The sequence below is a fragment of the Actinoplanes sp. CA-030573 genome (genome assembly GCF_050951115.1).
In the GTDB taxonomy this organism is placed as follows: domain Bacteria; phylum Actinomycetota; class Actinomycetes; order Mycobacteriales; family Micromonosporaceae; genus Actinoplanes.
The window spans coordinates 3,216,290-3,240,121 of sequence record NZ_CP192038.1 but is presented as its reverse complement, the minus strand read 5'-3'; the positions used below and the strand labels follow the sequence as shown (position 1 = coordinate 3,240,121).

The following is a 23,832-nucleotide window of genomic DNA, read 5'->3' as shown; positions in this document are numbered from 1 at the left end:
ATTGAGAAATCTCCCCGAGACCGCCGCCGACCGTGCCGCGGTCGGCGGCCTCACCCGATGTTGCCGTCACCCCCGGGCGGCGTTCCGCGAAGCAGCCATTCGCGGCAGATTCCCGTGGGTCAATGCCGTGTGCCGCGGTTTCGATGTGTTATGCGGAGCCGGCCGGCCGCTAGTCGATGCTGTACGCAAGGGTGACCGCGTGCAACGCAGCTGAGGCCGAGCCGTCGATGTACACCAGGTACCGCCGGCATCGAGGCGAAAAGTTTCCCGAGGCGTTCTGCCCGCAGTGCGAGCCCAATGCCCGATTAGCCGCGTTCGTGTCGAGGCCGACCTCCTCTGCGGCTCATCACTACACCGGCTGCTGTGCCGCTCGTCGAGGCGGTCTGTACATCATGAACGCGGCCGAGAGCGCGAGTGGCGGGCCGCCGCCCGGTACGCGAGAAATGAGGGACTCAGGACAATAATTTGGTCAGTGTATGGCATTTGGGGATACTTTCGCACGGTGAGCGGATAACAGACAGGGGGTATACTCCGAGAATGTAATCGACAAACTCTCAGCACAACCATCGTGTGGCTGAGTGCCGGCAGTCCCAGTTCGGATCAGCATGCCGACAGGGTCTGCTGCACCGATAGGTGACAGGACAAGTCACGCGGCCTGACTGGCCGGTGGGCTCATGATGGTCTCGTACTCGATAGGGGTCAACCGGGACAGGCTTCGTTGGCGTCGCCGGCGGTGGTAGGTCCGTTCGATCCAGGTCACGATCGCGGTCCTCAATGCTTGTCTGGTGGGCCAGGTCCCGCGATCGAGGACGTTGTTCTGTAGTAGGCCGAAGAAGGATTCCATGGCGGCGTTGTCGCCGGCGGCGCCGACGCGGCCCATTGATCCGATCATGTGGTGACGGTGCAGTTCGAGGACGAGTTTCCGGCTGCGAAACTGCGACCCGCGGTCGGTGTGCAGCACGCAACCGGCCACCTCACCGCGGCGGGCGACGGCGTTGCGCAGGGCATTGACCGCCAGCCTAGATTTCATCCGCGAGTCGATGGAGTAGCCGACGATCCGGTTCGACCACACGTCCTTGATCGCGCACAGGTAGAGCTTGCCCTCAAGCGTGCGGTGTTCGGTGATGTCGGCCAGCCATAGCTGGTTCGGCCCGTCGGCGGTGAAGTCACGTTTGACGAGGTCGTCATGCACGGGTGGGCCCGGCCTGCCACCTTTGCCGCGCCGCCGCTTGCGGCTGAACGCGCTCCACCAGCCCATACCGGAGCAGATCCTCCAGGCGGTGCGCTCGACCATCGGCTGCCCGGCGGCGCGGGCCTCGTCGGCCAGGAACCGGTAGCCGAACTCCGGGTCGTCACGGTGGGCGTCGAACAACGCGTCCGCCCGGTACGCCTCGGCCCGCTCGGCGTCGGTGACCGGGCGGGCAAGCCACCGGTAGTAGGGCTGTCGAGCAATGGTCAGCACCCGGCACGTCACCGCGACGGGGATCCCGTCGGCGGCCAGCTCGCTCACGAGCGGGTAGAGCCTTTTCCCGGCAGATTCGCCTGCGACAGATACGCCGCAGCCCGGCGCAGGACCTCGTTCTCCTGCTCGAGGAGCTTGATCCGCTTACGCGCTTCGCGCAGCTCAGCGGAATCACTGCGGCTCACGCCGGGCTCGGCGCCGGCGTCGATGTCAGCCTGACGCAGCCACTTGAACAACGTCATCGGGTGGACCCCGAAGTCCTTCGCGATCTGCTCCACCGTCACGCCAGGATCGCGGCCTTGAGCGATCCGCACGACGTCGTCGCGGAACTCGCGGGGGTAGGGCTTGGGCACAGCAACATCCTTCCAGCCCGCCGTCACGGCAAGCCATCTCAGATGTCACCTATTGGTGCAGCAGACCCACATAGTTGCGGCTTGATAGAGCTACAATCGCGTTATGGATGCGGACCTGCGCCTGCTGCAATATTTCGTAGCAGTCGCCGAAGAGTTGCACTTCGGGCGTGCCGCGCACCGACTGTACGTCTCCCAGCCTGCTCTCTCACAACAGATTCGAAAGCTCGAGTCCGATATCGGCGTTGCGCTGTTCGTCCGGGATCGGCGCTCGGTCGCCCTGACCGATGCAGGGTCCGCCCTATTGGAGCCTGCCCGCGCCACCCTCGCGGCCGGCGCGGCGTTCAGCATCGCGGCCACCCATCAGGCCCGTGCCCAACGAAGCGAGCTAGTAGTCGGTTTTCACACTCGCTGGCCAGACAACTTCCTACCGAGGGTGTTACGTGACTACCGTGACATGTGCCCTCACGTCGCGGTGCATCTACGTCAGTTCGACTTCGGCGATACCAGTGCCGGACTGCGCACCGGTGAAACCGATGTGGCACTCATTCATCTGCCAGTCAGCGGTGAGGAAGTGCGCTACGAGCCGCTTTGGAATGAGCGCCGCGTCATCATGCTCGCCGACGATCACCCGTTAGCCGGCCGGGACGAGGTGACGATCGCCGAAGTGCTCGCCCATGCAACGTCATGGGCGGTGCCGCCCGATGACGATCCGCTGTGGCGAGACTTCTGGAGCGCCGCACCGGAGCGGGCTGCCGCTGGTGGCGCTGGAGTCATCCAGATTCAGCCCATGAGCCAGGAAGCCCTCTTCCAGGTGATTGCCGGAGGCTCGGCGGTCGCCTTGACCTACGCCGCGATGGAGCAGGTCTACTCTCCGCCGGGTCTACGCTTCGTGCCCGTGGCCAACATCGCTCCTGCAGTGATGGCAGTGGCGTGGCGGGTCGGGGACTCCCGCCCCGACGTGGGCGCTTTCGTCACCGCGGTTTGTCGTACGTTCAGTCACCCGGGCGACGAGCCATGACCTCTTTCGGCGGTCTTCTTCCGCTTTGGAAGAGTCGAGGAACCGACAACGCGGTGTAGCTTGTGGTAACCGGGGGCAGGTGGCGCGGGTGCACCGTCGGCGCCCCGAACGAGTCTGCCCGTAGACGGATCGCCAGAGGACCGGACTCGTCGAACGCCAATACCCACTAGAGGACGATGCTGGTGACGTAGGGCGATGCCGGGCAGGTTCGCGCCGCACGGGGCGGTCCAAAACTCTCACCTTTGGTCCTTGCGAACGAGATTCGGTGCACTTCCGCAAAGGCGCGGCCGTTGGCGCCTGATCGCGAGCGGGCTGGCGACCTGCGCGCGGAGGTGATCGGCGAATTTGCCGATGTTCTCCCTTTGTTTCACCGTCGCCTCTGCGCGACAGGTGGGAGATGGCGGTCGCGAGGAAGAACGGCTCGCCATTGGACGAATCAGGCGGAGCGGCCGAGTGTCCACTCTTCGCCATGCGCGCCCCGTTCAACGTGATCCGTCAGTTCGAGTTGTTGTACGCCTAAACCAGAGGGACTATCGTTTGGCACCTGAGTCCCGCCAGCTGAAGACAGCAATCTTGGTCGCTACAACCGATCGGTAAACCGGTACCGAAGGGTGAGTCAGCAGCTCCTAACCTTGCTAGTCAGGAGCTGCTGATTCCCACATGCCGTCGAAATCTGCCACCGCTGCAGCCAGACGGCCACAACGTTGCCCGTCCGACGAACCGGGGGGCACGTCATCTAACGCCGCTAACGCCCGTCGTCGCGGGTGCCTGGGGCCAGGCAGTCGGCTGCTGACGACCCGACACCTGCGGTTTGATGCCAGCCGAGGCCAGCCATCCCGCGGAGCCCGTGTGCCCGATCGCCATCACGTCGCCGGCCCCGGATACGCCTGGAAACCTCCGGGATACTGGCTCCCACGCGGCTACGAGCAGCCCGGTGGCGGGCAGCAACCGTGGGGCGCGGCCCGTGGTCTGCATCAGCTCAACGACACCTGCGGTCCATGCGCGGTAGGGGCGATGCCGAGGTGCTGTTCCAGCGCCCGGCCGAGGTACGGCCGTGTCGTGGCACCTGTGGAGGAGTACATCGCCTTCCGTTCGAATATGAGGGAGGCAATGGTTCACCTGATCGATGGCTGGATCGCGGTGGTCATCCCAGTCGGCGGCTGATTTCACAGTACGCGCGTGCTGATCAGGGGGCGTTGCGGCTCCGCCGCCGGAAGATGTGCTGCGGCATGACCCTCGACGTGAAGGTGAGGGAGGATTCGCTCGAGTAGGGGCGGCATCCACCAGGCCCGCCGCCCGAGGGCGAACATCACCGCTGGGACCAGAACCATCCGCACAATGGTGGCATCGACGAGGATAGCAGTGGCCAAGCCAACTCCGATGATCTTGAGAAAGATCTCCGGGCTGGGCACGAACGCTGCAAAGACGACGACCATGATGGCGGCGGCCGCGGTGATGACGCGGGCCGTGGCAGCCAATCCCGACGTCACTGCTGGGCCCGGACGACCCGTGCGCAGATAGGACTCCCGCATCCGGCTGATGAGGAATACCTCGTAGTCCATCGACAAACCGAACAGGATGGCAAACATCAGCACCGGAATGAACGCGGGCAGCGGTGTGGGATTGTCGATGCCGAGCAAGTGCCCGGCCCAACCACCCTCGAGCACGTACGCAACCACGCCATACGCCGCGGCAACCGACAATAGATTCAGCATCGCTGCCTTCACCGCGATCACCAGGCTCCGGAACGCCACCAGAAGCAGCAGCATCGACAACAGAACGACGCCGCCAATGAGAAGGGGCAACCGACGGACGACATTCGCGGTGCCGTCGAGAGAGATTGCGGTAACTCCGCCGACATGAACGGTCGCGCCCTCGGCTGCGGCAGGGATGACGTGATCACGAAGGACGCGGACGAGGTCACCGGTCGCTGCATCCTGCGGACCGGTCACGGGTAGGACCGTGATGACGGCGGTGTCCCCCGCCTGGTTGAGCTGCGGGGGCAGGACCGCGGCGACGCCGGGAGTGGCCGTCACACCGGTCACCAGCGCATCCAGCTGGGTCACGCCGCGCCCAGGCGACACTTCAGCAACAAGCAGCAGCGGACCGTTCGCGCCGGCGCCGAACCCGGACTCGATCATGTTGTAGGCCGCTCGAGTAGACGTGCCAGCAGGGTCGTTACCGGCATCGGGGAAACCGAAGTGGACACCGGTCATCGGAAGCGCCAGTCCCACAAGCACGGCCACACCCACCGTGGCCGCGAGAAAACGGCGCCGCTCCACCAACGCGGCCCAGCGAGCGAATCCGCGGCCGGTGGTTCGCCCAGCGCTGAAGAGATTGCCGAAGCCGGGCAGGCGCAGACGCTCCACATGACGCCCGACATAACCCAGCAGGGCCGGAAAGAGCGTGACCGCCGCCACCATGACCACGAGCACCGCCGCGATCGTGACGACGGCGGCCCCGCGCATGAAGGACAGGCCCATCGCGAACAAGCCCAGCATGCTGATCACCACAGTGCTTCCCGCGACCACAACCGCACGCCCGGCCGTATCGACGGTAGCGACCGTGGCCCGTTCGGCGCTCAGCCCCTCCGCTCGCCACTCCCGGTAGCGAGTAATCATGAGAAGCACATAGTCGATGCCGATCCCGATGCCGATCATCGCCGCCAATGAGGTCGACCAGTCCGGCACCGGCATGGCAAGTGCTACCAGGGGGATGACAGACAGGCTAACCCCGAGTCCGGCCAAAGCGACCAGGATGGGGAGGCCAGCCGCGACCACCGAACCCAATGTGATCAGCAGGATTACGGCGGCGGCCACGATACCGATGATCTCCGAATTAAGCGGAGCTTCCTCCGCTGCACTCACCGCCTGGCCGCCCAGAGCCACGGTCATTCCGTCCACCGACCTGTTCTCGGCCACACTGAGCAACTGCCGGGTGTCGGAAACCGGCATGTCTGCCGCGTCGGTCACGTCGAGGCGCAGGTGCCCCAGCAGTACTGTGCCGTCCGCCGACACGAGACCTCGTGAAGAATAAGGGCTGGAGGCCTCGACGACGTGCGGCATCCGAGCCAGTTGAGAGAAAAGAGCGGCCACCTCGGCCCGCGTGTCGGGCCGCCGCGCCGCCACCGTGACCACGACGTCGATCTCCTCACCCGACCGGGCGGCAAAGCGTTGTTGGAGCAATTGCTGGGCCGCGCTGGAGTCAGACTTCGGTGCGGAATAGTCCGCCTCGAAATCACCGCCGACTGTCATCGCGAGCCCGGTCATCGCGATCAGCGCGACAAGCCAGCCGAGTAGCACAGCACCCCGTCGCCGGTACGCAAAGCCGGCGAGCCGCCCAAGCGGACCCACCTTGACGACCGGCTCCGAGTGGGGACGCCACGCCCGAGAACTTGGATCTTCGCCGCCGTGGGGCGGACGCTCAACAGTGATGGACATGCCAACTCCCTGTTTGTTCGGCATATAACCGGCTGCTTCACCGGTGTCCATCACGTTGCTGTATGCCATGCCGAGCCGTCCAAGTCATGATCGGCGCACCGTGATAACGAGCGTCTATCACACCTCGGAGCAGGAACCGTCGAAGCGCCCCAATCGGACAAGCTCGCTCACCGCTGCTCCCGCATTACGCGCCCTCGAGCGGCGCGCGCCGATCGAGTCACGGCGCCACAACAGCCACCGGAGCCTTGCGCACCGACCAGCTGGCTACTCACCCAACCCGGATCGGCTAAGCGACGACCACCACTGTCATCGCACGGACAACCGAAGTCATGTCGCGCACCTACAACTGAGTCGGCCGGGCCGCCATGATCTGCCGGCGCACAAAATCCGCCAGCCGCACCGCACTACTGTCGACTATCTGGTGCGTTCGGCCATACGACGGATTCCCGCATGGCCGAGCCGACGCATCAACCACGCAAAATGGTCCCGGCCGATGGATACATCCGCCCGGGTCAGCGCATCGCGCAGCTTGCAGATGCCAGAGACACTGTCATTGAACCCGTGCGCTGCACTTATCGGGCGGGCACACCGCCTCGTCCGCGACCTGACGAGTTGACGGCGGTCGGGACTTGGCGGCGTAGCGACCCGACACCGACAAGAACCCGGAGTAAGTCGCGCGCAACACGCTCATGAATGGGGCCTGTCAAACGAACGGTGTAACGCCGGTTAGTTGTGGGTCGGGTTGAGGCGGCCTTCGAAGGTCATCTCAAAGGCGTTCAGGGCGGGTTTCCAGCGGATCGCCCACCGGCGCCGTCCGGTGCCGCTCGGGTCCACACTCATAATCGCCAGATAGACGCATTTGAGTGCTGCTTGTTCGTTCGGGAAGTGCCCGCGGGCCCGCACGGCGCGGCGGATGCGGGCGTTCACGCTCTCGATCGCGTTCGTGGAACACACGATCTGGCGGATCTCGACATCGAAGGCGACGAACGGCACGAACTCGGCCCAGGCGTTCTCCCAGAGCCGGACGATCGCCGGGTAGCGGTCGCCCCAGGCCTCGGTGAACTCGCCGAACCTGGCCTTGGCGGCGGCTTCGGTTGCTGCAGTGTAGACCGGTCGCAGGGCTTTGGCGAGCGCGTCGTAGTGCTGCCGGCCGGCGTAACGGAACGAGTTGCGTAGCAGGTGGATCACGCACGTCTGCACCACGGCGAGGGGCCAGGTCTGCCCGATCGCGTCCGGCAGCCCTTTCAGCCCGTCGCAGACCACCATGCAGGCGTCGGCGACACCGCGGTTCTTGAGCTCGGTGAGCACCTGCAGCCAGAACTTGGCGCCCTCACCGCCGTCACCGGCCCACAACCCGAGGATGTCGCGAGTGCCCTCGACCGTGACGGCCAAGGCCACGTAGATGGGCCGGTTGGCGACCTTGCCGTCGCGGATCTTCACGTGGATCGCGTCCAGGAAGATCACCGGATAGACCGGGTCCAGCGGCCGGTTCTGCCACTCGGCCATCGCCTCGAGAACCTTGTCGGTAATCGTGGAGATGGTCTGCCGGGACACCTGCGCGCCGTAGACCTCGGCCAGGTGAGCTTGAATTTCGCCGATGGTCAGGCCCTTCGCCGACAGCGAGATGACCATGTCCTCGACCCCGGACAGCCGGCGCTGGCGTTTCTTGACGATCTGCGGCTCGAAGCTGCCGTCCCGATCACGCGGGACCTTGATGTCGATCGGGCCGACCTCGGTCAGCACCGTCTTGCCGCGGCTGCCGTTACGGGAGTTCTGGCCGTTGTTGCCGGCCGGGTCGCCCTTGTCATAGCCGAGGTGATCGGCGAGCTCGCCGTCCAGGGCGGCTTCCACCACGCGCTTGGTCAGCTGCTGCAGCAGCCCGCCCTCACCGGTCAGTTGCAGGCCCGCTGCGCGGGCCTGCTCGACCAGCCGGCCGACCAGCTCGGCGTCCACACCCTCGTCGGCTGGCTTGATCTTCTTCAGCACCGCGGCAGTATCCACGGTGATCGCTGGGTCCGTCATCAGGTGCTACTCCTTGATCAGGAGTCACACCGTTCGTTTTACAGACCCCATGGATGGCCCGATCGGCGAACGACCCCATGGCGCTCGTCGACGAAGCGGATGATCGCTACCCGTACCGTCGAGCTCCGCGGCGAAACGCCGACTTAGATTCGCCAATTGCGCAGCCTATAGCGAACTTGCCTGGAGGGGTGGAGGCCCATTGGATCGGGTCGCGGTTCCTATACTGGTCAGTGTTGACCGTGACATGCCGCCATGCGAGGGTCGGCGAGCGCGGCCGACCAGCCGCATCGTCGTCCTGTTTCCGGCTGGTGTGTCGGAGCCGGGCGTGCTGTCAGCGACCGGTGGGCGCCGGAGCCATAGGCGTTGTCGACAGTCAGCTTATCGAGACATTGCCGGGCAGCCTCGTCCCAGCGGGTCGGGAGACGCTGAGGCGTCAAGCAACGCCACCGGTCTTTGGTGTCTGCAGCGTGGTCCGCTGCGATCCGGTGACCAGACTGCGGCCGCATCCTTCGGCGAGCAGATGCGCTCTGGTGCTCAGGCCTCGCGCGAGCGCCCAATCCGTCGGGCCGCCCGCGACGCCACGTCGCGCCGTCCTCCGTTCGTCACCAGATCCCGTTCATCATCTGCCGATGGTCACGCTGCTGGCCACTGCGCTGCGCATTTATGCCGGGCGGCAACGGCTCCAGACGTTTCCCTTTCCGATCAGTTAGAGCAGCAGCCACGCCGCCAGAACGATCGACCACAGTTGCGCGCCACGATCCGTCAGATCAACCCTAGGGTCGCCCTCCGTCGAGGTTTGTCATCGGCCCGACCAGCACCTGTGGCGGTTCACTATAAGGTCCCTGATTGGTATTATGATGGAACGTGATACGACGGCAACTGAACCGGTAATGGAAGCGGGAGTGTTCATCCATGGCGAAGCAAGTCATTACCCTCTTGACGGACGATCTTGACGGCGGCGAAGCAGATCGCACCGTGGAGTTCGGGCTCGACGGGCTGAACTACACCATCGATCTGTCAGATAAGAACGCCGGCAAACTCCGTAAGGTTCTCGACCCGTACCTCGAGAAGGCAACCAGAATCGGCCGAGGACCGGCGGCTGGCCGCGGTATCACGTCCCGCACAGGGGCAGCCCAGCCCAGCAGGTCCAGCCGTGATCAGAACCAGGCGATCCGGGAATGGGCGAAGAATAACGGCCACGAGGTGTCTGACCGGGGTCGGATCCCCAGTTCTGTGGTCGAGGCATTTCACGCTGCTCGCTGACCTGCCAGCGGGATCTCCGTTAGGAGAGGCGGCACAACGAGACGCCGTTGCGGACTTCTCGGGGGAGAAATCGCGACGGCGTCTCAACTCTGTAGCGTCTTGCTAAAGGAGAGCGGATCAACGCCGACATGCGCCTGCAGCTGCGGTCCCCGCTAGCAGCTGCCCGTTCAAAAGGCCAAAATCGGGCGAAAAATTGCGCCGGCGTCAACCGGTAATGGACCCTGAGCTGAGTCGGCGGTACCGGGCGACGACATGCGTGGCCCCACTATACTGCGAGAAGATGCGCGGCCGACCGCGAGGACTGCCATGGCCGGGACGACGATGGCGCGACCTCAAGGCAGCGCTGGATCCGCTGGTCCTCGCACTCGACATCGGATCCACCGCCACCCGGGGCGGCGTGCACCACGCCTCGGGCCGGCCGGTTCACGGCCTGTGACACAAGGTGCCGCACTGCCTTCACGGTCGCGCGGGACGGCAGCTGATCCCGACCAGGTGACCCGCGCGGAGGTCGAGCTGGGACGCCGGGACGGAGCGGGATGAGCTGCGCCGCCTGTCCGGTTACTGGGCCGACGGCTTCGACTGGCCGGCGCAGGACGCCGCGATCAATGCGCTTCCCTCCGGCTACGCGGATCTCGGCGGGACGTCCGTGCACTACGCGCGCTTCGGCGGCGAGACCACGGATGCCGTGCCGATCGTGCTCAGCCACGGCTGGCAGAGCACCTTCCTGGAGGAGGTCGAGGTCGCCCGGCGACTCTCCCGTCCGTCCGACTACGGATCCGGCCCCGGCCCCGCGTTCACCGCCATCGTCCCCGCCTTGCCCGGCTTCCCGTCCACCCCCGAGCCTCACTCAGGCAAGCCTCGACTGGTTCACCGGCGCCGTCGCCGCCACCTTCCGGCCGTACTGGGAACACCGGACGTATCCGCCCGGCCCGATCCTGGTCACGGCGCCGACCGGGGTCGCCGTCTTCCCCGGCGACCTTGTCCAACCCCCGAGGAGCTGGGCCGCCCGCAACTACAACGTCATCGCTACCCCCGGATGCCGCGCGGTGGTCACTTCGCCGCTGGGGGGGCCCGACCTGCTGGCGGCCGACATCCGGGCGTTCGCCCGCAAGCTCCGGCCATCAGGGCGACCGTAGGTCGGCGACCAGGCGCCGGGCCAGGTCGAGGCCGGCGGCGGCCGGGCCGGCCGGGCCCAGGTGCGCCGCGTTGGTGTAGACGCCGTCGACCAGGACCGCCAGCTGGTGGCCGGCGGCGGCGCCACGCTCGGGGCCGGCGGCGGCCACGCTCAGCTCGACCAGCCGGCGGGCCAGCTCGTTGCGGTACCGGCGCGCCTCGACCCGCGCGGGATGATCGGGGTCCTGGAACTCGATGCTCGCGTTGTTGAACGCGCAGCCCCGGAAGCCGTCGCGCCGCACGTCGGTCTCGATCGCGTCCAGCACCGCGCGCAAGGCGGCCCGCGGGTCGGCGCCGGCGGCCTGGCCGTCGATCTCGGCCAGGATGCGGTCGGCCATCCGGCGCAGGTACGCCGCGACCAGCACGTCCTTGGTCGGGTAGAGCCGATACACGGTCGCCTTGCCCAGCCCCGTCTCGCGGACCAGCTCGTCCATGCCGACCTCGTGCACGCCGCGCGGGTAGAACAGCCGTTCCGCGGTGTCGAGAATCCGCCTGCTGCGCTCCTCGCGCGAAAGTCGCCGCCCCGAGGTTGCCGTTCCGGTGGTCACTCCCCTACCGTACCAACATGTGACGGAGCGGTCCGTTCCGTCGGTGAAGGAGGAGCGATGACGCCCTGGACGGAGACTCCGATCTGCCTCGTCACCGGCGCCGCGCACGGGCTCGGCATCGAGGTGGCGGTCGAGCTGGCGCGACGCGGCGGCACCGTGCTCATCGCCGGGCGTGACCCGGCGGCGGCCGCGCGGGCGGCCGCCGACCGCCGCGGCGACACGGATCTGCGCGCGCTGGAAACGCCGCTGGACATCACCGACGCCGCTCAGGTGGCCGCGGCCGCCGAGGCCGTGCGCGCCGCCCACGGCCGGCTGGATGTGCTGGTCAACAACGCTGCCGGCTACGTCGACTGGACGGAGACCGCCTCCGGCGCGGACCTGGAGAAGTCGCGTGCGGTGATGGACGTCAACCTCTACGGCACCTGGCGTGTGATCCAGGCGTTCCTGCCGCTGCTCCGCGCATCCGAGCATCCCCGCGTGGTCAACGTCGCCAGCGGCGCCGGCTCGCACGGCGACCCGGACTACGGGCTCACGGCGCGAGGTGGGACCGCCGCCTCGTACGGGATCAGCAAGGCCGCCCTGCTCGCTCTCACCGCGAGTCTCGCCGCCGAATGGGCGCAGACGCCCCTCGTCGTCAACGCCGTCGACCCGGATCTGACCGCCACCTGGCCGGGCGCCGAGTCGACCGGCGCGCGCCCGGCGGCGGAGAGCGCGCCCGGCGTCGTCTGGGCCGCCACCCTTCCCGACGACGGCCCGCGGGGCGGCTTCTTCCGCGACGCCCATCCCCATCCGTGGTGAACCGGGCCGCTGCCGGACCGCCCTGACGAGCGGTGCCGGGTGACCGGTGAGATCCTGGGCGGCGTGGTAGAGCAGCAACACCCGGCGGGCGACCCGGCCGAGGTCGCCCGGGCCTTCGAACACATGCCGGCCGTCCTCTGGGCGTTCGAAGGGCCGCGGCACCGGGTCGTGGCGGCCAACCGCGCGGCGCGGGCCAGCGTCGGGGACCGGCCCGGGATCATCGGCCGCCCGATCCGGGAGGTCATTCCCGAGATGGCCGGTCAGCAGATCTTCGAGATGATCGACGAGGTCTACGCGACCGGGAATCCGGTGTCCCACGCCGACCGCCGGGTGCTCGTCGACCGCAACGGCGACGGCAACCTCGAGGAAGACTTCTACACGTACACCTTCCTGCCCACCCACGACGACGAGGGCGGCGTGACCGGCATGGTCGTGCACATCGTCGAGACCACCCACTGGGTCCGGCAGCGGCAGGCCGTCGAGGCCCGGGCCGACGACTCCGAGCGCCGTTACCGGGAAGCCCGCGACGTGGTGCTGGCCCTGCAGCGCAGCCTGTTGCCGGCCGGCGTGCCGGTGCTGCCGGGGCTGCGGCTGGCCGCCCGCTACCTGGTGTCGGGGACGGAGGCCGCGGCCGGCGGCGACTGGTTCGACGCCGTCGTGCTGCCCGACGGCCAGGTCGCGCTGCTGGTCGGGGACGTCGTCGGGCACGGCGCCGAGGCCGCCGGGGTGATGGGCCAGCTTCGCGCGGTCGCGTTGGAGGCGCTGGTCTCCGGCGCCTCGGTCCTGGACATGCTCGGCCGGTTGGACACCCTCGCCGCATCGGTGGAAGCCGCTCAGGGGGCGACCGTCGGTGTCGTCGTTCTCGACCCGCACAGCGGCGGCCTCCAGTACGCGTCGCGCGCCCACCCACCACCGCTGGTCCTCGGCCCCGACGGCGCCGGCCGGTTCCTCGACGGCGCACCCACCGGGCCGCTGGCCTCCGACGGCAAGCCGGGCCTCCTGCACACCGACGGGCTGCGCCCCGGCGAGTTCGTGCTGCTCTACTCGGACGGGCTGATCGAGCGCGCCGGGCAGACGCTGGACAGCGGCCGGTCCGACCTGGCCCGGGTCGCCGCCGCAGTGCTGTCCGAGCCGGTCGCGCCGCACAGCACGGTGCCCGAGCTGATGGTGGACCGGCTGAGCGCGCTGCTGGTCGAGCGGTTCGGGTGGGCGGGCTACCGGGACGACGTCACCGTGCTCGTCGCCGAGCTGCCGGCCGACCCGCCGGAGCCGCCCGATCTGCGGTTGCCGACCCGGCCGGAGAGCCTGGCCGCGGTCCGCGCCGCGGTCGGTCACTGGTTGACCGCGCTCGGCGTCCCGCGGCCGGAGGCGGTCGCGGTGCAGCACGCCGTCGGCGAGGCCGCCGCCAACGCCATCGAGCACGCCTACCGCGGGGACCCGTCCGGAGAGCTCACGGTCACCGGCGCGCTCGACGGGCAGGGCCGGCTACGGCTGACCGTCACCGACCAAGGCCGCTGGCGACCCGCCCCCGCCTACCCGGGCGACCGCGGGCGCGGCCTCACGATGATGCGGGCCCTCGCCGACGACGTCGAGGTGAGCACCGGCGACCCCGGCACCCGGGTCACCCTCACCCACCGGGTCCGCCGGCCGGTCGAGGTCGGCATCGCCACGGTGCCGACCGTGCCCGCCGGCCCGGCGGCGTACCCGGACGAGGTGCCGTTCCGGATCGACCGCCGCGACGGTGACCGGCCGGTCCTCGAGGTGCACGGCGCCGTCGACCCGGCCACGGTCGACCGTCTGCAGCAGGCGGTCCGGGCCGCACGGCGGGGCGGCGTCGTCCCGGTGACCGTGGACCTCACCGGGGTCACGTTGCTCTCCAGCGTCGGCGTACGGCTGCTGCACCGGATGAGCGCCGGCGCGCCGGCCGCCGGCATGCAGCTGGTCGCGCCGCCGGGCAGCCCGGCGTTCCAGGTGCTCAGCCTGACCGGCCTCGATCATCTGCTGCCCTGACGCGGCCCGGCTAGGGTGGGCGGATGGAGTCGGTCTGGGACTATCCGCGTCCGCCGCGGGTGGAGCTCACCCGGTCGCGGGTGACGGTCGTGCACGCGGGCGTCGTGATCGCCGACAGCGATCGCTGCCGGCGGGTCCTGGAGACCTCGCATCCACCGGTCTACTACGTGCCCCGCGAGGACATCGCGGCCGGCGTGCTGGAACCGGCGACGGGCCGCTCATACTGCGAGTTCAAGGGCATGGCGAGCTACTGGGACGTCGTGGTCGGTGACGTCCGGGTGCCGCGAGCCGGCTGGTCCTACGAGCGGCCTTCCTCCGCGTACGGGGAGATCGCCGGCGCCGTGGCGTTCTATCCCAGCCGGGTCGACGAATGCCGGGTCGACGGTGAGCTGGTGCGGCCGCAGGAGGGTGACTTCTACGGCGGCTGGATCACCGACGGCATCGTGGGTCCGTTCAAGGGCGGCCCGGGCACGACCGGCTGGTGAGCGACGCCGTCACTCCGTCCCCGCGAGAGCGGTGATCGCCGTGGTGACGGCCAGATGGCTCAGCGCCTGCGGTGCGTTGCCCCAGAACGAGTGGTCCTCCGCGTCGATCATCTCGGTGTACAGCCCGACGTCGTTGGCCAGCGGCAGCAGCTCGCCCATCCGCTGCTCGGCCTCGGCCCGGCGGCCGAGGCTGGCCAGGGCGGTGACGGTCCAGAAGGCGCACGCGGTGAACGTCTTCTCCTCCTTGTCGGCGCCCGAGTAGCGGTAGATCAGCGGGCCGGCCGACAGCTCCTCGAGGACGGCGTCCACGGTGGCCCGCATGCGGTCACCGGCGTCGAATCCGCCACGCCGGGCGTGCAGGAGCACCGATGTGTCGAGGGCGCGGGTGCCCGGATACCAGGTGTACGCCCGCCGTTCCGCGTTCCAGCAGTGCTCGTGCACCCAGGCGGCGATCCGGTCACGCTCGCGCCGCCACCGGTCCGGTGTGCCCGGAATGTGCCCGTCGGCGGCCAGGTCGACCGCGTGGTCCAGCGCCTGCCAGCAGGCCATCTTGGAACTGGTGTAGTGCCGATACTCGGGCAGCTCCCACATCCCGGCGTCGGGCCGGTGCCAGATGTCGCACACCCGATCGGCGGCCGAGGCGAGAAAACGCGCGCTCTCCAGATCCAAGACGTTACCGGCGCCCACGTACGTGTGGACCAGGTCGAAGAGGTCGCCGTATACGCCCAGCTGGAGTTGTTCGGCGGCGGGGTTGCCGGACACCACCGGGCCGATCCCCCGCCAGCCGGGAACGTCGTGCCGGGCCACCCCGTCCGGTTGAGCGCCGTCGAGGCGGGCCAGCACCGGCAGCTTTGCGTGCCGGGCCCGGGCCGTGCGCAGAAGCCAGGACACGCTGGCGTGCACGTCCTCGAAGTCGCCGAACGCCAGCATGCAGTGCAGCGCATAGGTCGAGTCACGCAGCCAGGCGAACCGGTAGTCCCAGTTCTTGCCGCCGGCGGCACTCTCCGGCAACGAGGTCGTGGCCGCGGCGGCGATCGCGCCGGAGGGCCCGTACGCGAGCAGCTTGAGCGCCAGCATGCTGCGCAGGGCCTCGTCGCGCCACGGCCCGTCGTAGGTGAACTGCCCGCTCCACCGGCGCCACTGCCGCCGGGTGTGCTCGACGTTCTCCTCGCTGCGGCGGACCTCCGGCAGCCGCAGCGGCTCGCCCTGGCTGGACACGAGCGCGAGCACGTGCCGGCTCCCGGCCCCGGTGGTGAACCGGCCGGACGCCGCCCGGTCGTCGTACTCGACCGGGCCGGCCCCGGCGGTCCGCAGGGCCATGGTGACCGCGTCCATCCGCAGCACGGCGCCGTGGCCGGTGTCGTGCACCCACGGCGACACGGTGTCCAGCCCGGTCCCCGGCGCGACCCGCCACGCCATGTCGACGGTGCCGGTCACGCCCTCGACCAGGCGGACCAGCTCGCTCCACGGCAGCGGCCCGGTCACCCCGACCGTGAGCGCGTCGGTGACCCGTACCGTGCCGGTGGCCGTGGTGTACGTCGTGACCAGCACGTTAGTGCCGTGCTCGTACTCGCGCCGCACCCGGTGGGCGGAGCGGGGGCACAGCTCGAACGAGCCGCCGCCGGGGCCGTCGAGCAGCCGCGCGAAGACCGGCACCGAGTGCAGGTCGGGCAGCGGCAGCCAGTCGATCGAACCGTCGCCGGCGATCAGCGCGACCGTGCGGGTGTCCCCGATGGCCGCGTAGGAGCGCAGGTCGGCGTAGCCCGCGGCGTCACGGACGGCGAGATCCACGGTTGTCCTCCTCCGTAACGACGGGCTGATTCCCCGAGGCATCATCACGAAATCGCCGAATCGGCCATTGTTGATCACGGTAACGGATGCCCGGCACCGATCCGGCGGCCCCATGGCTTGGCTCGCGACATTGATGGCACTGTGTCTAAGCCGGCGTCTTGCTGTTCGGCGACCCCACGAGCGCGGGCAGGAGGAATATGACAAGAGGATTTACGCGCCGCAAGTCGGAAACCGCCCGGTTCGGAAGATGCCGCCGATGTCCGCCCGCCGGCAGCCGTGCTCGTTACGGGCCTCGCGGATCTGCGCAAGGCTAACACCGCGTAGTCAGTCGCCAGGCCGCACAGGAGCTTGAAGATGGTGCTCGCCACCCAGATGGCGACCGACACCCCTGCCAGGTCGGCCGAACAGCAGCTGGCAGCGAACCCGTCGTGGCAGATCAGCAGTTCCCGCAACTACGCCGGGCCGGGGCAGTGGCGGGTCCGCGGCCGTCCAAGCCAGCACCGGCCGTCCCGCCGCTCTCGCCGAGCCCAGCGCGCCCGCCCGCGACACCGGGCAACACATCCAACGGAACGGCTGCCGCGACCGCCTCCACCAACGGCTGTAGCACCTGAATCCGACACCACCCACCAGCTGTACCGGACGCCGTCACGTCGGCCGCCGCCCCGCCACAATTCTGACGTCGGAAACGTACCGCCGAGGCGAACCCTGGCGCAGCCCTAACCTCGTGTCAACAGTACAGCGTCACAAGGACGAGGGCCATGATCAGCAGGTTCCCTGTGGGCTTGCGGTCGTAGTGCCGAGCGCTGTTGGATCCACGACGCACGATGGTTCGCAGAGCGGCAAGGACGCCCGGGTACGAAGTGCCTCGGCCTCATACTGCTGGCCATGTCGGCTCCCCCGGCGGTGGTGCCGCACACTCCCCCCGGACGGAAGCTTACGGCTGGTCAGCCACGGGTGACGACAGTCTTGACAATCTTGTCGGCAAGCGTCTGCTTCTTGGCGTCCCAGAGCGGGAACAGAAATCCGATGTAGAAGATAACGGCGTCCACGAAGTGAGCAAGATCGCGCACGAAAGTCATCCGGGCGCCGATCGGCTGGCCGGTCCGCTCACCGATCAACCGGAGGCCGAGCGCCTTTTTACCCCAGCTCTGCCCGGTCCCTCCCTGCCGATACCATCGGTTGTAGCCGGTCACTATCAGGCCAAGAAGCGTGAAGACCCAGTACAGCGCGTTCAAGGTGGGCTGACCGTCAGCGTCGGTACCGCGGCCCAGCACAGTTCCGAGGACGGAGAACGGCACGACTACCAGCGCGTCGATGAGGTAGGCGCCAACACGCTGGATCCAGCTGGCGTAGGCCGCTCCGGACGGCGGCGTTGATATGGAGGACACCGTGGGCGGCGTAGCGCTGTACGACTGACCGCTGGAGGCGTCCATGTGGGGCGAGTACGACATAATAGATTATCCTCAATGTGATTCGGCCCTTCTGGGCCAATGCAGTTAAACGCAAAGCAGAACGGCCGCCGCTAACCGGCACTCGAATTGACGGCGACCGCGTTTCGCGACACGGCGGCTCCGACCACGCGCAGCCATCAAGGCGGCCCGTTTCGGCCCGCTCGACAAGCTTTCATCTGGGGCCAGCACGAGATAGTAGGTGCTAGCAGACGGCGCCGCGACCCTCCCCCATGGCGAAGATGGCCGCCTTATATTGTCGACACGTATGAATCGGGTGCCGCGGCTTGCGTGAGTCCTGGTTCTTTGCGGGGATTCGACACCCGAGCTGGGGTTGCATTTTCGGACGGAAGCTTTTCTTCACCGTCGCGTGCGCAAGACGCACAAGATCGAGTCGGCTGAACTCTGAATCTGCTTGTCCCTCACTGATTGCGCGACACGACCGAACGGCCCTCAGCGCGTCTGTGACGAATAACAGACGAATAACAGCTGCGGGCTGAACGCCTGGTCCGCTGCTGCCGCCCTTTGTCGTAGCCACGGGAGATCCGTGCCCGCGTCAAACGCACAACCGCACCTTCAAGGCGAGGCAAGCCTGCTCGAGCTAGGCCGCCGGCCGGTCCGCGCGACCAAGATGTGGTGCAGCGGGAACCCTCTGCACCACATCTCAGCCGATCGCTACTTACGATGGGAAGTCTCGATGAAATCCGCGCATAGAACGAGACCTGGAAGAAGGATTTCGGCCCCACAAATCCACCGAGATCGCCGGTCAGATGCCCAGCACCTGCCTCTGCATGTCACCAACGACTCACCGCTCCGCCTGTTTAAATCCTGTTCCGGCGCACCACACCGCTGGCGGTCGCCCGTCCCGATACCTGGTTCGGCCAGTACAACTTACAACCCGAGATCAATTGGATCGCCAGAGAAGATTTCCGTTTTGCGTAGAACACGCGCGGGGATAGATGGGCGCGCCGATCCTTCCGCCTCCGTCGATGCAGAGACCGGTGGCAACGTTCTGGAGTTGACTGTGTCCGCCCCCACTTAGCAGTCGCCAGAAGGTGTTCTGGTTGTTTGCATCGCAGTCTCGGCCGTAGATGTCACCACTGTTGCCGCCGCCATCGAGACACTTCCCGTTAGCGACATTCTGCAACTGGAATGTGGGTTGCCGGAACTTGTACCTCCACTGCTGATTAATATTCGAATTGTTGCAGTTTCCGAGATAGGAGTCGGGGTAGACTGGCGAACTTCCGCCGCCGCCGTCGATGCAGCCTCCCGGTACAGCATCATTGGCGAATACAGTGATGGTGGTCGCGTTAGGGTCGCGCTTCCAGATTACGTACGTGGTTCCGCGCTGGCCGAAGATCGTTGTGCACGCGCGGGACGAGCTGACGTATTCGTCCGGGCCGAGCGCAACCGGGCCCGTCAAGCAGTCGGTGGTTCGAGAATATACGTCAGCAGCTTGCGCTGGCGCTGTCGGCGTAAACACGGTGACGCCAATGATGAGAGCCAGACTTGCTCCAACCTTTTTGGCAAGGCTGGTCCACGCGCTTCTGTCCATTATCTTCCTAACGACAAGGTTGGTGAGGTCGTCATTCTGCATGATCCACACCGCCTTCGGTCCGATCTATTAGAACTGGATATCGGTGATCGTGCCGCATCCTTAAGATATGGCGCGCCCGCTAGCGCCTTGTCTCGAAACGTTGTTCCGCATCCCTGCGTCGCTGCGCCGCGCCGTTAACGATGCCTAAAGGCTTGCAAACTTAGACATCGTTAAGTGAGGATCGTTTGGCAACGCTAGCCCCGCGACGTGTATACCGCATGTATACCGCGCGTCGTCGTCCATCGGGAATATAAGAGATGCCGGATGACTCGGTGCCGTTGGAGGTCCGCAAACACCGCGGGGTCATCGCCGAGAACTACCACGACCTGCATAGCGTCGGCGCCATTTAGGCGGCCCGGGAGGGCACACTGGTTCCGGGCGCCACGACGGAAGCGCTGCTCCTCGTGATCTCCAGCCCGCCGAGCTCGCCATGTACAACGTGGCTGACCTCCTCACCCGCGCGCGGGCGGACCTGGAGTCGCGGGATGTCAAGGCGTGCGCGAGCAAACTCTTGTGGATTCGAAGCTTTCAACGGCTGCTCGTCCGGCTGGGCAGTGGCGGCTTGCACGTGAGCAGCAACTGGCCGGCCCGCGCCACGGTGGCCGGCACAGGAAACCCCGCGTCTGCCCAGTTCAAGGCTGCACTCGAGTCCTTCGATAACACCCTGGCTGACCTCGTCGCGGTGGGCTGGCCGCGCGCACCGCCATCTCCGAGGGGTCGCTCACCGACAGCACCTATGCCGTGCTGCGCTATGTGCGAGTCGCTAACCACGACACGCGAATTTGGACCACTAACCTCGCCCGTGCAGCCGACCCGCAGCCCTCCGAACGGCCTAAGGTCGTGCTCGCCTCGGCACAACTGCGGCAGGCGGTCAACGAGCACCATCTTGCCGCCGACACCTTCTTCACCCAATTCCGGGCCCTACACCAGATTCCTGAGCTCCTTGTTCGATAGATCAACGACCGACTGGAGTTAGCGACCCGGGCGGTGCGCCAGCGCGACCTCCCTCGGGCGATCCAGTTGCTCGACGGCGCGGCGATGCTATACCCCGCCATCGAGGCGTCGCTACCGGCGATGGTGGACAACCTCAGCACCTACGACTACCACCAGATCCGCGAGACCCTCTACGAGCAGTTCGGGCGCGAGATTGTGGGCCTTGAGGAGTCCGAATCCGAGGCCGCCGAGGTCGCCCGGCTGCGGCGGCACGTCGCCGACTTGCGCGTCTTAATCTTCGCCTGGCGAGACATGCACCTCCACCTACCGCGCAACAACCTCGGCGGGTCCGGGGACAAAGTCGCTAACCGGATCGCCCGACGCAGTCCGGACGGTGGGCAAGATGCGGGGCACCGCAGTGGCCGCCGACCCGGCGCGATCCTTGCCCATGCTCGGCGTCGCAGCGGCCAGCGGACCCCTGGACGGATACCTCGACGGGCCGACATCCTCAGATCAGCTGCTCATGTCACTTATCGGCGAGGTCACGCAGGCGAACTTCCATGACGTCCAGCAGCGCCTGAACTTCTTCTCGCAGCGGTCGGCGTTCTCGCGTCCGCCCCGACGTGAGGTCTGATCAGCGGCGAGAGACTGCCTAGAATGCCGCTTTATGGGGCGCGAGAGCCCGCCGACGGACCTGAGCCCCACCCATGCCGACCGATTGGGCGCGCCAATCCCACCGCAGCCGTGAGCTGGGGCTGGTCGGCAATGACCCCGGCACCGACGTCCGGGGCCGTGTCCCGGCGATCGTGGTCGCCCACGACGTGATCCCGGGCCGTTTCCTGCTGTCCGCCTGGGCGGTGACGCTTCGGTTACTCACGGTACGGCCCACGGTAACGGTCCTCGCCTGGGACATGTCCTGCGGCGGGCCGTCGCTCAACGGCGGCGCCGAACTGGACTATCGCTAGGTTCTGCGTGCCGAGCTGCCGGGCAACCTGTCGTTCGCCGATCTATTGCTGTCAGTGCGCCATCGGGTGGCCACGGTTGAGTAGCACCGCAGGCGGCTCAATGACGTGGTCTCCGCCCTGTTCGCCAAGCTGTCAGCGCCGATCGTTCCGTAGCCCAGGTGGGCTTGGAAGGGTTCTTCCGTGTGGCCGCCACCGGGGTGGAGGCCCCGAGCCGGCCGGGCGCGATTCCGGTGGACGCCCGGGTGGTCGTGACATCCCAGGATTGAGGCGGCCTCTTTGCCGACGTCGTGTACGCCATAGACGTGCTTGACGCCAGCATGGCCCGCCGAAAGCCTCATTACCGTCGCACCCTGACACCATCCCGCTGTCCACCCGATCGCTGAACCACCTCGCTGACCTGATCCGAACCCACCGCCGGCAGCGGCGATCCCAGCGGCGTCGCCTCAATCCCGGCCGGCAGGCGCTGCTGGCCTCTGGCCCACTTGCTCAGGGCGACACGTACACCCGCCTCGCCGCCGGCTTCCAGATCGGCGTGGCCACCACCGGGCGCTACATCGCTGAGACGATAACCGTTCTCGCTGCGACCGCGACGACCCGCGAGCAGCCATGAAAAGGATCGGCCCGCTGGCCTAGACGATTCTCGACGGCACCCTGATCCGATCGACCGGGTCCACCATCAAAACAGTAGTACTCAAGAAACACCGACGGCAGGGCATCAACTGCACGTCAAGACGGACGCCGCCGGCCCGCTGGTCTAGGCGTCGGCGACACTGCCCGGCACGACGCATGATCTGACCGCAGCCGCACCTACCGCATCATCGTCGCGCTGAGCGAGGCGCAGGTGGTGACCGTCGCCGACAATGCGTCTCAACGAGCCAATCGCATTATTCATACTCCCGTTCAAACGCCACCGGTACCGGCCCGAGCCTTCGGCCCGGCAGACAGCAGTGAACACAAGGTCCACGCCCGCTTCCCCGCGGCGAACGTGCCTTCACGACCCTCAAGGCGTGGAACTGCTAGCTCGGCCGCCTCAATCAAGCGAAGACCGCGCGCTCATGTCGACTCGCCGCCGGCCGCTGGTGAGGCCCATGAGCCTTAGAATCTTCAATGTCCGGTGAGATCATCTGGGCAACCCAGAGGGGCCGGGTGTGACTTGGCCCATGACGCCGTCCGGTGGCCTGATTGGTATGGCCGCCCGGCTCCTTCTGGGCACCCTGGTCGCTGATTGAGAGCCGCGAGTCGTCGCTATCTAAGGCTGTGCTGGTGGGGTGCTCCGTGGGAACCGTGATATCGCTGTGGGGAGGAACAATTGGAACGGGCCTGGATCGGGATCGACGTCGGCAAGGCAGTGCATCACGCGACGGACGTCGATGATCACGGACGAGTGATCTGGTCCCAGCGGGTGGTGAACGACCAGGCGGCGATCGAGAACCTGATCGCCAAGGGACGCGACGCAGGCCACGACGTGACCTGGGCGGTCGACCTGGCGGGCAGTCCGGCCGCTCTGGTCATCGCGCTGCTGCTGTCGGCCGGGCAGCGTCTGGTGTACGTGCCCGGCCGGACGGTGCACCGCATGTCGGGCGCCTTCCGCGGCGAGGGGAAGACCTACGCTAAAGGACGCTTGGATTATCGCCGAGACTGCTCGGATGCGTCCGGATCTGTCGGCGTTGACACTCAAGCCGGAATTGATCGCGGAGCTGGCCGTCCTTACTGCGCACCGGGCCGATCTGACCACTGATTGGACGCGTACCAACACGCGCCTGCGCGACTACCTGACCGGCATGTTTCCGGCCTTGGAGAAGGTGTTCAACTTCGCCAAGCGGGGCCCGCTGATCCTCCTGAGCCTTTATCAGACGCCCGAGGCGATCAGGCAAGCAGGACACGAGGAGATCACCGCTCGGCTCAAGGAGCGCCGCGCCCGGCGAGCCGCGCTGCTGGCTGACAAGGCGTGCGCGGCGGCCGCCGCGCAGACCGTCGAGCTGCCCGGGCAGAGAGCTACCGCTCGGTTGGTCCAGCAGATAGCCGATTACCAGCTGGACTTTCACCGTCGGATCCAGGAACTCGACACCGAGATCGCGGAACTGTTCGGTCAGCACCCACATGCGAAGATCATCTTGTGTATGCCCGGGATGGGTCCGCTACTCGGTGCCGAGTTTCTGGCGGCTGTTGGCGACGTGCGCAACTTTCGCGACGCGGATCATCTTGCCGCGTGCGCCGGGTTGGCGCCGGTGCCGCGGGAGTCCGGCCGCAGAGTCGGCATCAGGTGCCGGCCCAAGCACTACAGCCGCGCTCTGCGCCGGGTCTTCAACATGTCGGCCCTGACCAGCCTCAAGCTGGATGGCCCGAACCGCGTACTTCGACCGTAAGAGAGCCGAGGGCCGCAAGCCGCGGCAGGCCTTGATCGCTCTGGCCCGCACACGCGTCGACGTGTTGTGGGCGCTGCTGCGCGACGGCCGGTGCTTTCAAATGGCGGCGCCAGCACGTGCGGCCTGACCTCCCCGGCATTCCCCGCGGAGCGCGTCATCG

14 protein-coding genes and 2 pseudogenes are annotated in these 23,832 nt (G+C 67.3%); 9 read left to right on the top strand and 7 right to left on the bottom strand.

Annotated features, from left to right (window positions below; genetic code table 11):
- Nucleotides 1-646: 646 nt before the first annotated feature.
- Nucleotides 647-1,815, bottom strand: a protein-coding gene (locus tag ACQP2F_RS15060; RefSeq protein WP_433294327.1) for an IS3 family transposase whose coding sequence is annotated in 2 segments (ribosomal slippage) — nt 647-1,528 and nt 1,531-1,815 — 1,167 coding nt in all. Because the reading frame shifts where the segments join, the coding sequence is not laid out codon by codon here.
- Between the two features lie 103 nt (nt 1,816-1,918).
- Between ACQP2F_RS15060 and ACQP2F_RS15055 the strand changes: the two genes are divergently transcribed.
- Nucleotides 1,919-2,833 carry a LysR substrate-binding domain-containing protein gene (locus tag ACQP2F_RS15055; protein ID WP_433304454.1) on the top strand — a complete coding sequence of 305 codons (915 nt, stop codon included), beginning with the start codon at nt 1,919-1,921 and terminating at the stop codon, nt 2,831-2,833.
- A 1,166-nt stretch (nt 2,834-3,999) separates the two neighbouring features.
- Here the strand turns inward: ACQP2F_RS15055 and ACQP2F_RS15050 are convergent.
- Entirely contained in the window at nt 4,000-6,342 is a 2,343-nt protein-coding gene (locus ACQP2F_RS15050) for an MMPL family transporter (protein WP_433304452.1), read from the bottom strand.
- 657 nt (nt 6,343-6,999) lie between these two features.
- On the bottom strand, nt 7,000-8,295 hold the full coding sequence (locus tag ACQP2F_RS15045) for an IS256 family transposase (RefSeq protein ID WP_433304450.1): 1,296 nt from the start codon (nt 8,293-8,295) through the stop codon (nt 7,000-7,002).
- Nucleotides 8,296-9,207: 912 nt separating this feature from the next.
- On the opposite strand from ACQP2F_RS15045, the gene ACQP2F_RS15040 reads away from it, so the two are divergent.
- Complete coding sequence (locus ACQP2F_RS15040) at nt 9,208-9,558, top strand: histone-like nucleoid-structuring protein Lsr2 (protein ID WP_433304448.1); 351 nt, start codon at nt 9,208-9,210, stop codon at nt 9,556-9,558.
- Nucleotides 9,559-10,099: 541 nt separating this feature from the next.
- Nucleotides 10,100-10,228: pseudogene (locus ACQP2F_RS15035) on the top strand (epoxide hydrolase N-terminal domain-containing protein); the annotation flags it as partial.
- Nucleotides 10,229-10,679: 451 nt separating this feature from the next.
- On the opposite strand, the gene ACQP2F_RS15030 reads toward ACQP2F_RS15035, so the two are convergent.
- On the bottom strand, nt 10,680-11,279 hold the full coding sequence (locus tag ACQP2F_RS15030) for a TetR/AcrR family transcriptional regulator (RefSeq protein ID WP_433304446.1): 600 nt from the start codon (nt 11,277-11,279) through the stop codon (nt 10,680-10,682).
- A 57-nt stretch (nt 11,280-11,336) separates the two neighbouring features.
- Here ACQP2F_RS15030 and ACQP2F_RS15025 point away from each other — a divergent pair, with 57 nt between their 5' ends.
- The 3 genes from ACQP2F_RS15025 to ACQP2F_RS15015 are packed head-to-tail and all read left to right on the top strand — an operon-like array spanning nt 11,337 to nt 14,572.
- Entirely contained in the window at nt 11,337-12,077 is a 741-nt protein-coding gene (locus ACQP2F_RS15025) for an SDR family NAD(P)-dependent oxidoreductase (protein WP_433304444.1), read from the top strand.
- 39 nt (nt 12,078-12,116) lie between these two features.
- A complete protein-coding gene (locus ACQP2F_RS15020; protein WP_433304442.1) occupies nt 12,117-14,087 on the top strand; it encodes a SpoIIE family protein phosphatase in 1,971 nt (656 codons plus the stop codon).
- Nucleotides 14,088-14,110: 23 nt separating this feature from the next.
- Nucleotides 14,111-14,572 carry a DUF427 domain-containing protein gene (locus tag ACQP2F_RS15015; RefSeq protein ID WP_433304440.1) on the top strand — a complete coding sequence of 154 codons (462 nt, stop codon included), beginning with the start codon at nt 14,111-14,113 and terminating at the stop codon, nt 14,570-14,572.
- Between the two features lie 9 nt (nt 14,573-14,581).
- Here ACQP2F_RS15015 and ACQP2F_RS15010 read toward each other — a convergent pair whose 3' ends face one another.
- The 3 genes from ACQP2F_RS15010 to ACQP2F_RS15000 all read right to left on the bottom strand — a co-directional run bounded on the left by ACQP2F_RS15010 (nt 14,582) and on the right by ACQP2F_RS15000 (nt 19,408).
- On the bottom strand, nt 14,582-16,363 hold the full coding sequence (locus tag ACQP2F_RS15010; protein ID WP_433304438.1) for a glycoside hydrolase family 15 protein: 1,782 nt from the start codon (nt 16,361-16,363) through the stop codon (nt 14,582-14,584).
- Nucleotides 16,364-17,307: 944 nt separating this feature from the next.
- Nucleotides 17,308-17,796 carry an RDD family protein gene (locus ACQP2F_RS15005; RefSeq protein WP_433304436.1) on the bottom strand — a complete coding sequence of 163 codons (489 nt, stop codon included), beginning with the start codon at nt 17,794-17,796 and terminating at the stop codon, nt 17,308-17,310.
- 919 nt (nt 17,797-18,715) lie between these two features.
- On the bottom strand, nt 18,716-19,408 hold the full coding sequence (locus tag ACQP2F_RS15000) for an RICIN domain-containing protein (RefSeq protein WP_433304434.1): 693 nt from the start codon (nt 19,406-19,408) through the stop codon (nt 18,716-18,718).
- Between the two features lie 987 nt (nt 19,409-20,395).
- Here ACQP2F_RS15000 and ACQP2F_RS14995 point away from each other — a divergent pair.
- From ACQP2F_RS14995 to ACQP2F_RS14985, 3 genes and pseudogenes are all read left to right on the top strand, one after another.
- Entirely contained in the window at nt 20,396-20,905 is a 510-nt protein-coding gene (locus ACQP2F_RS14995) for a hypothetical protein (protein WP_433304432.1), read from the top strand.
- A 143-nt stretch (nt 20,906-21,048) separates the two neighbouring features.
- The gene (locus ACQP2F_RS14990; RefSeq protein WP_433304430.1) at nt 21,049-21,306 is read left to right on the top strand and encodes a hypothetical protein; all 258 of its coding nucleotides are present in this window, start codon (nt 21,049-21,051) and stop codon (nt 21,304-21,306) included.
- 1,309 nt (nt 21,307-22,615) lie between these two features.
- Nucleotides 22,616-23,799, top strand: a pseudogene (locus ACQP2F_RS14985) (IS110 family transposase).
- Nucleotides 23,800-23,832: the final 33 nt, after the last annotated feature.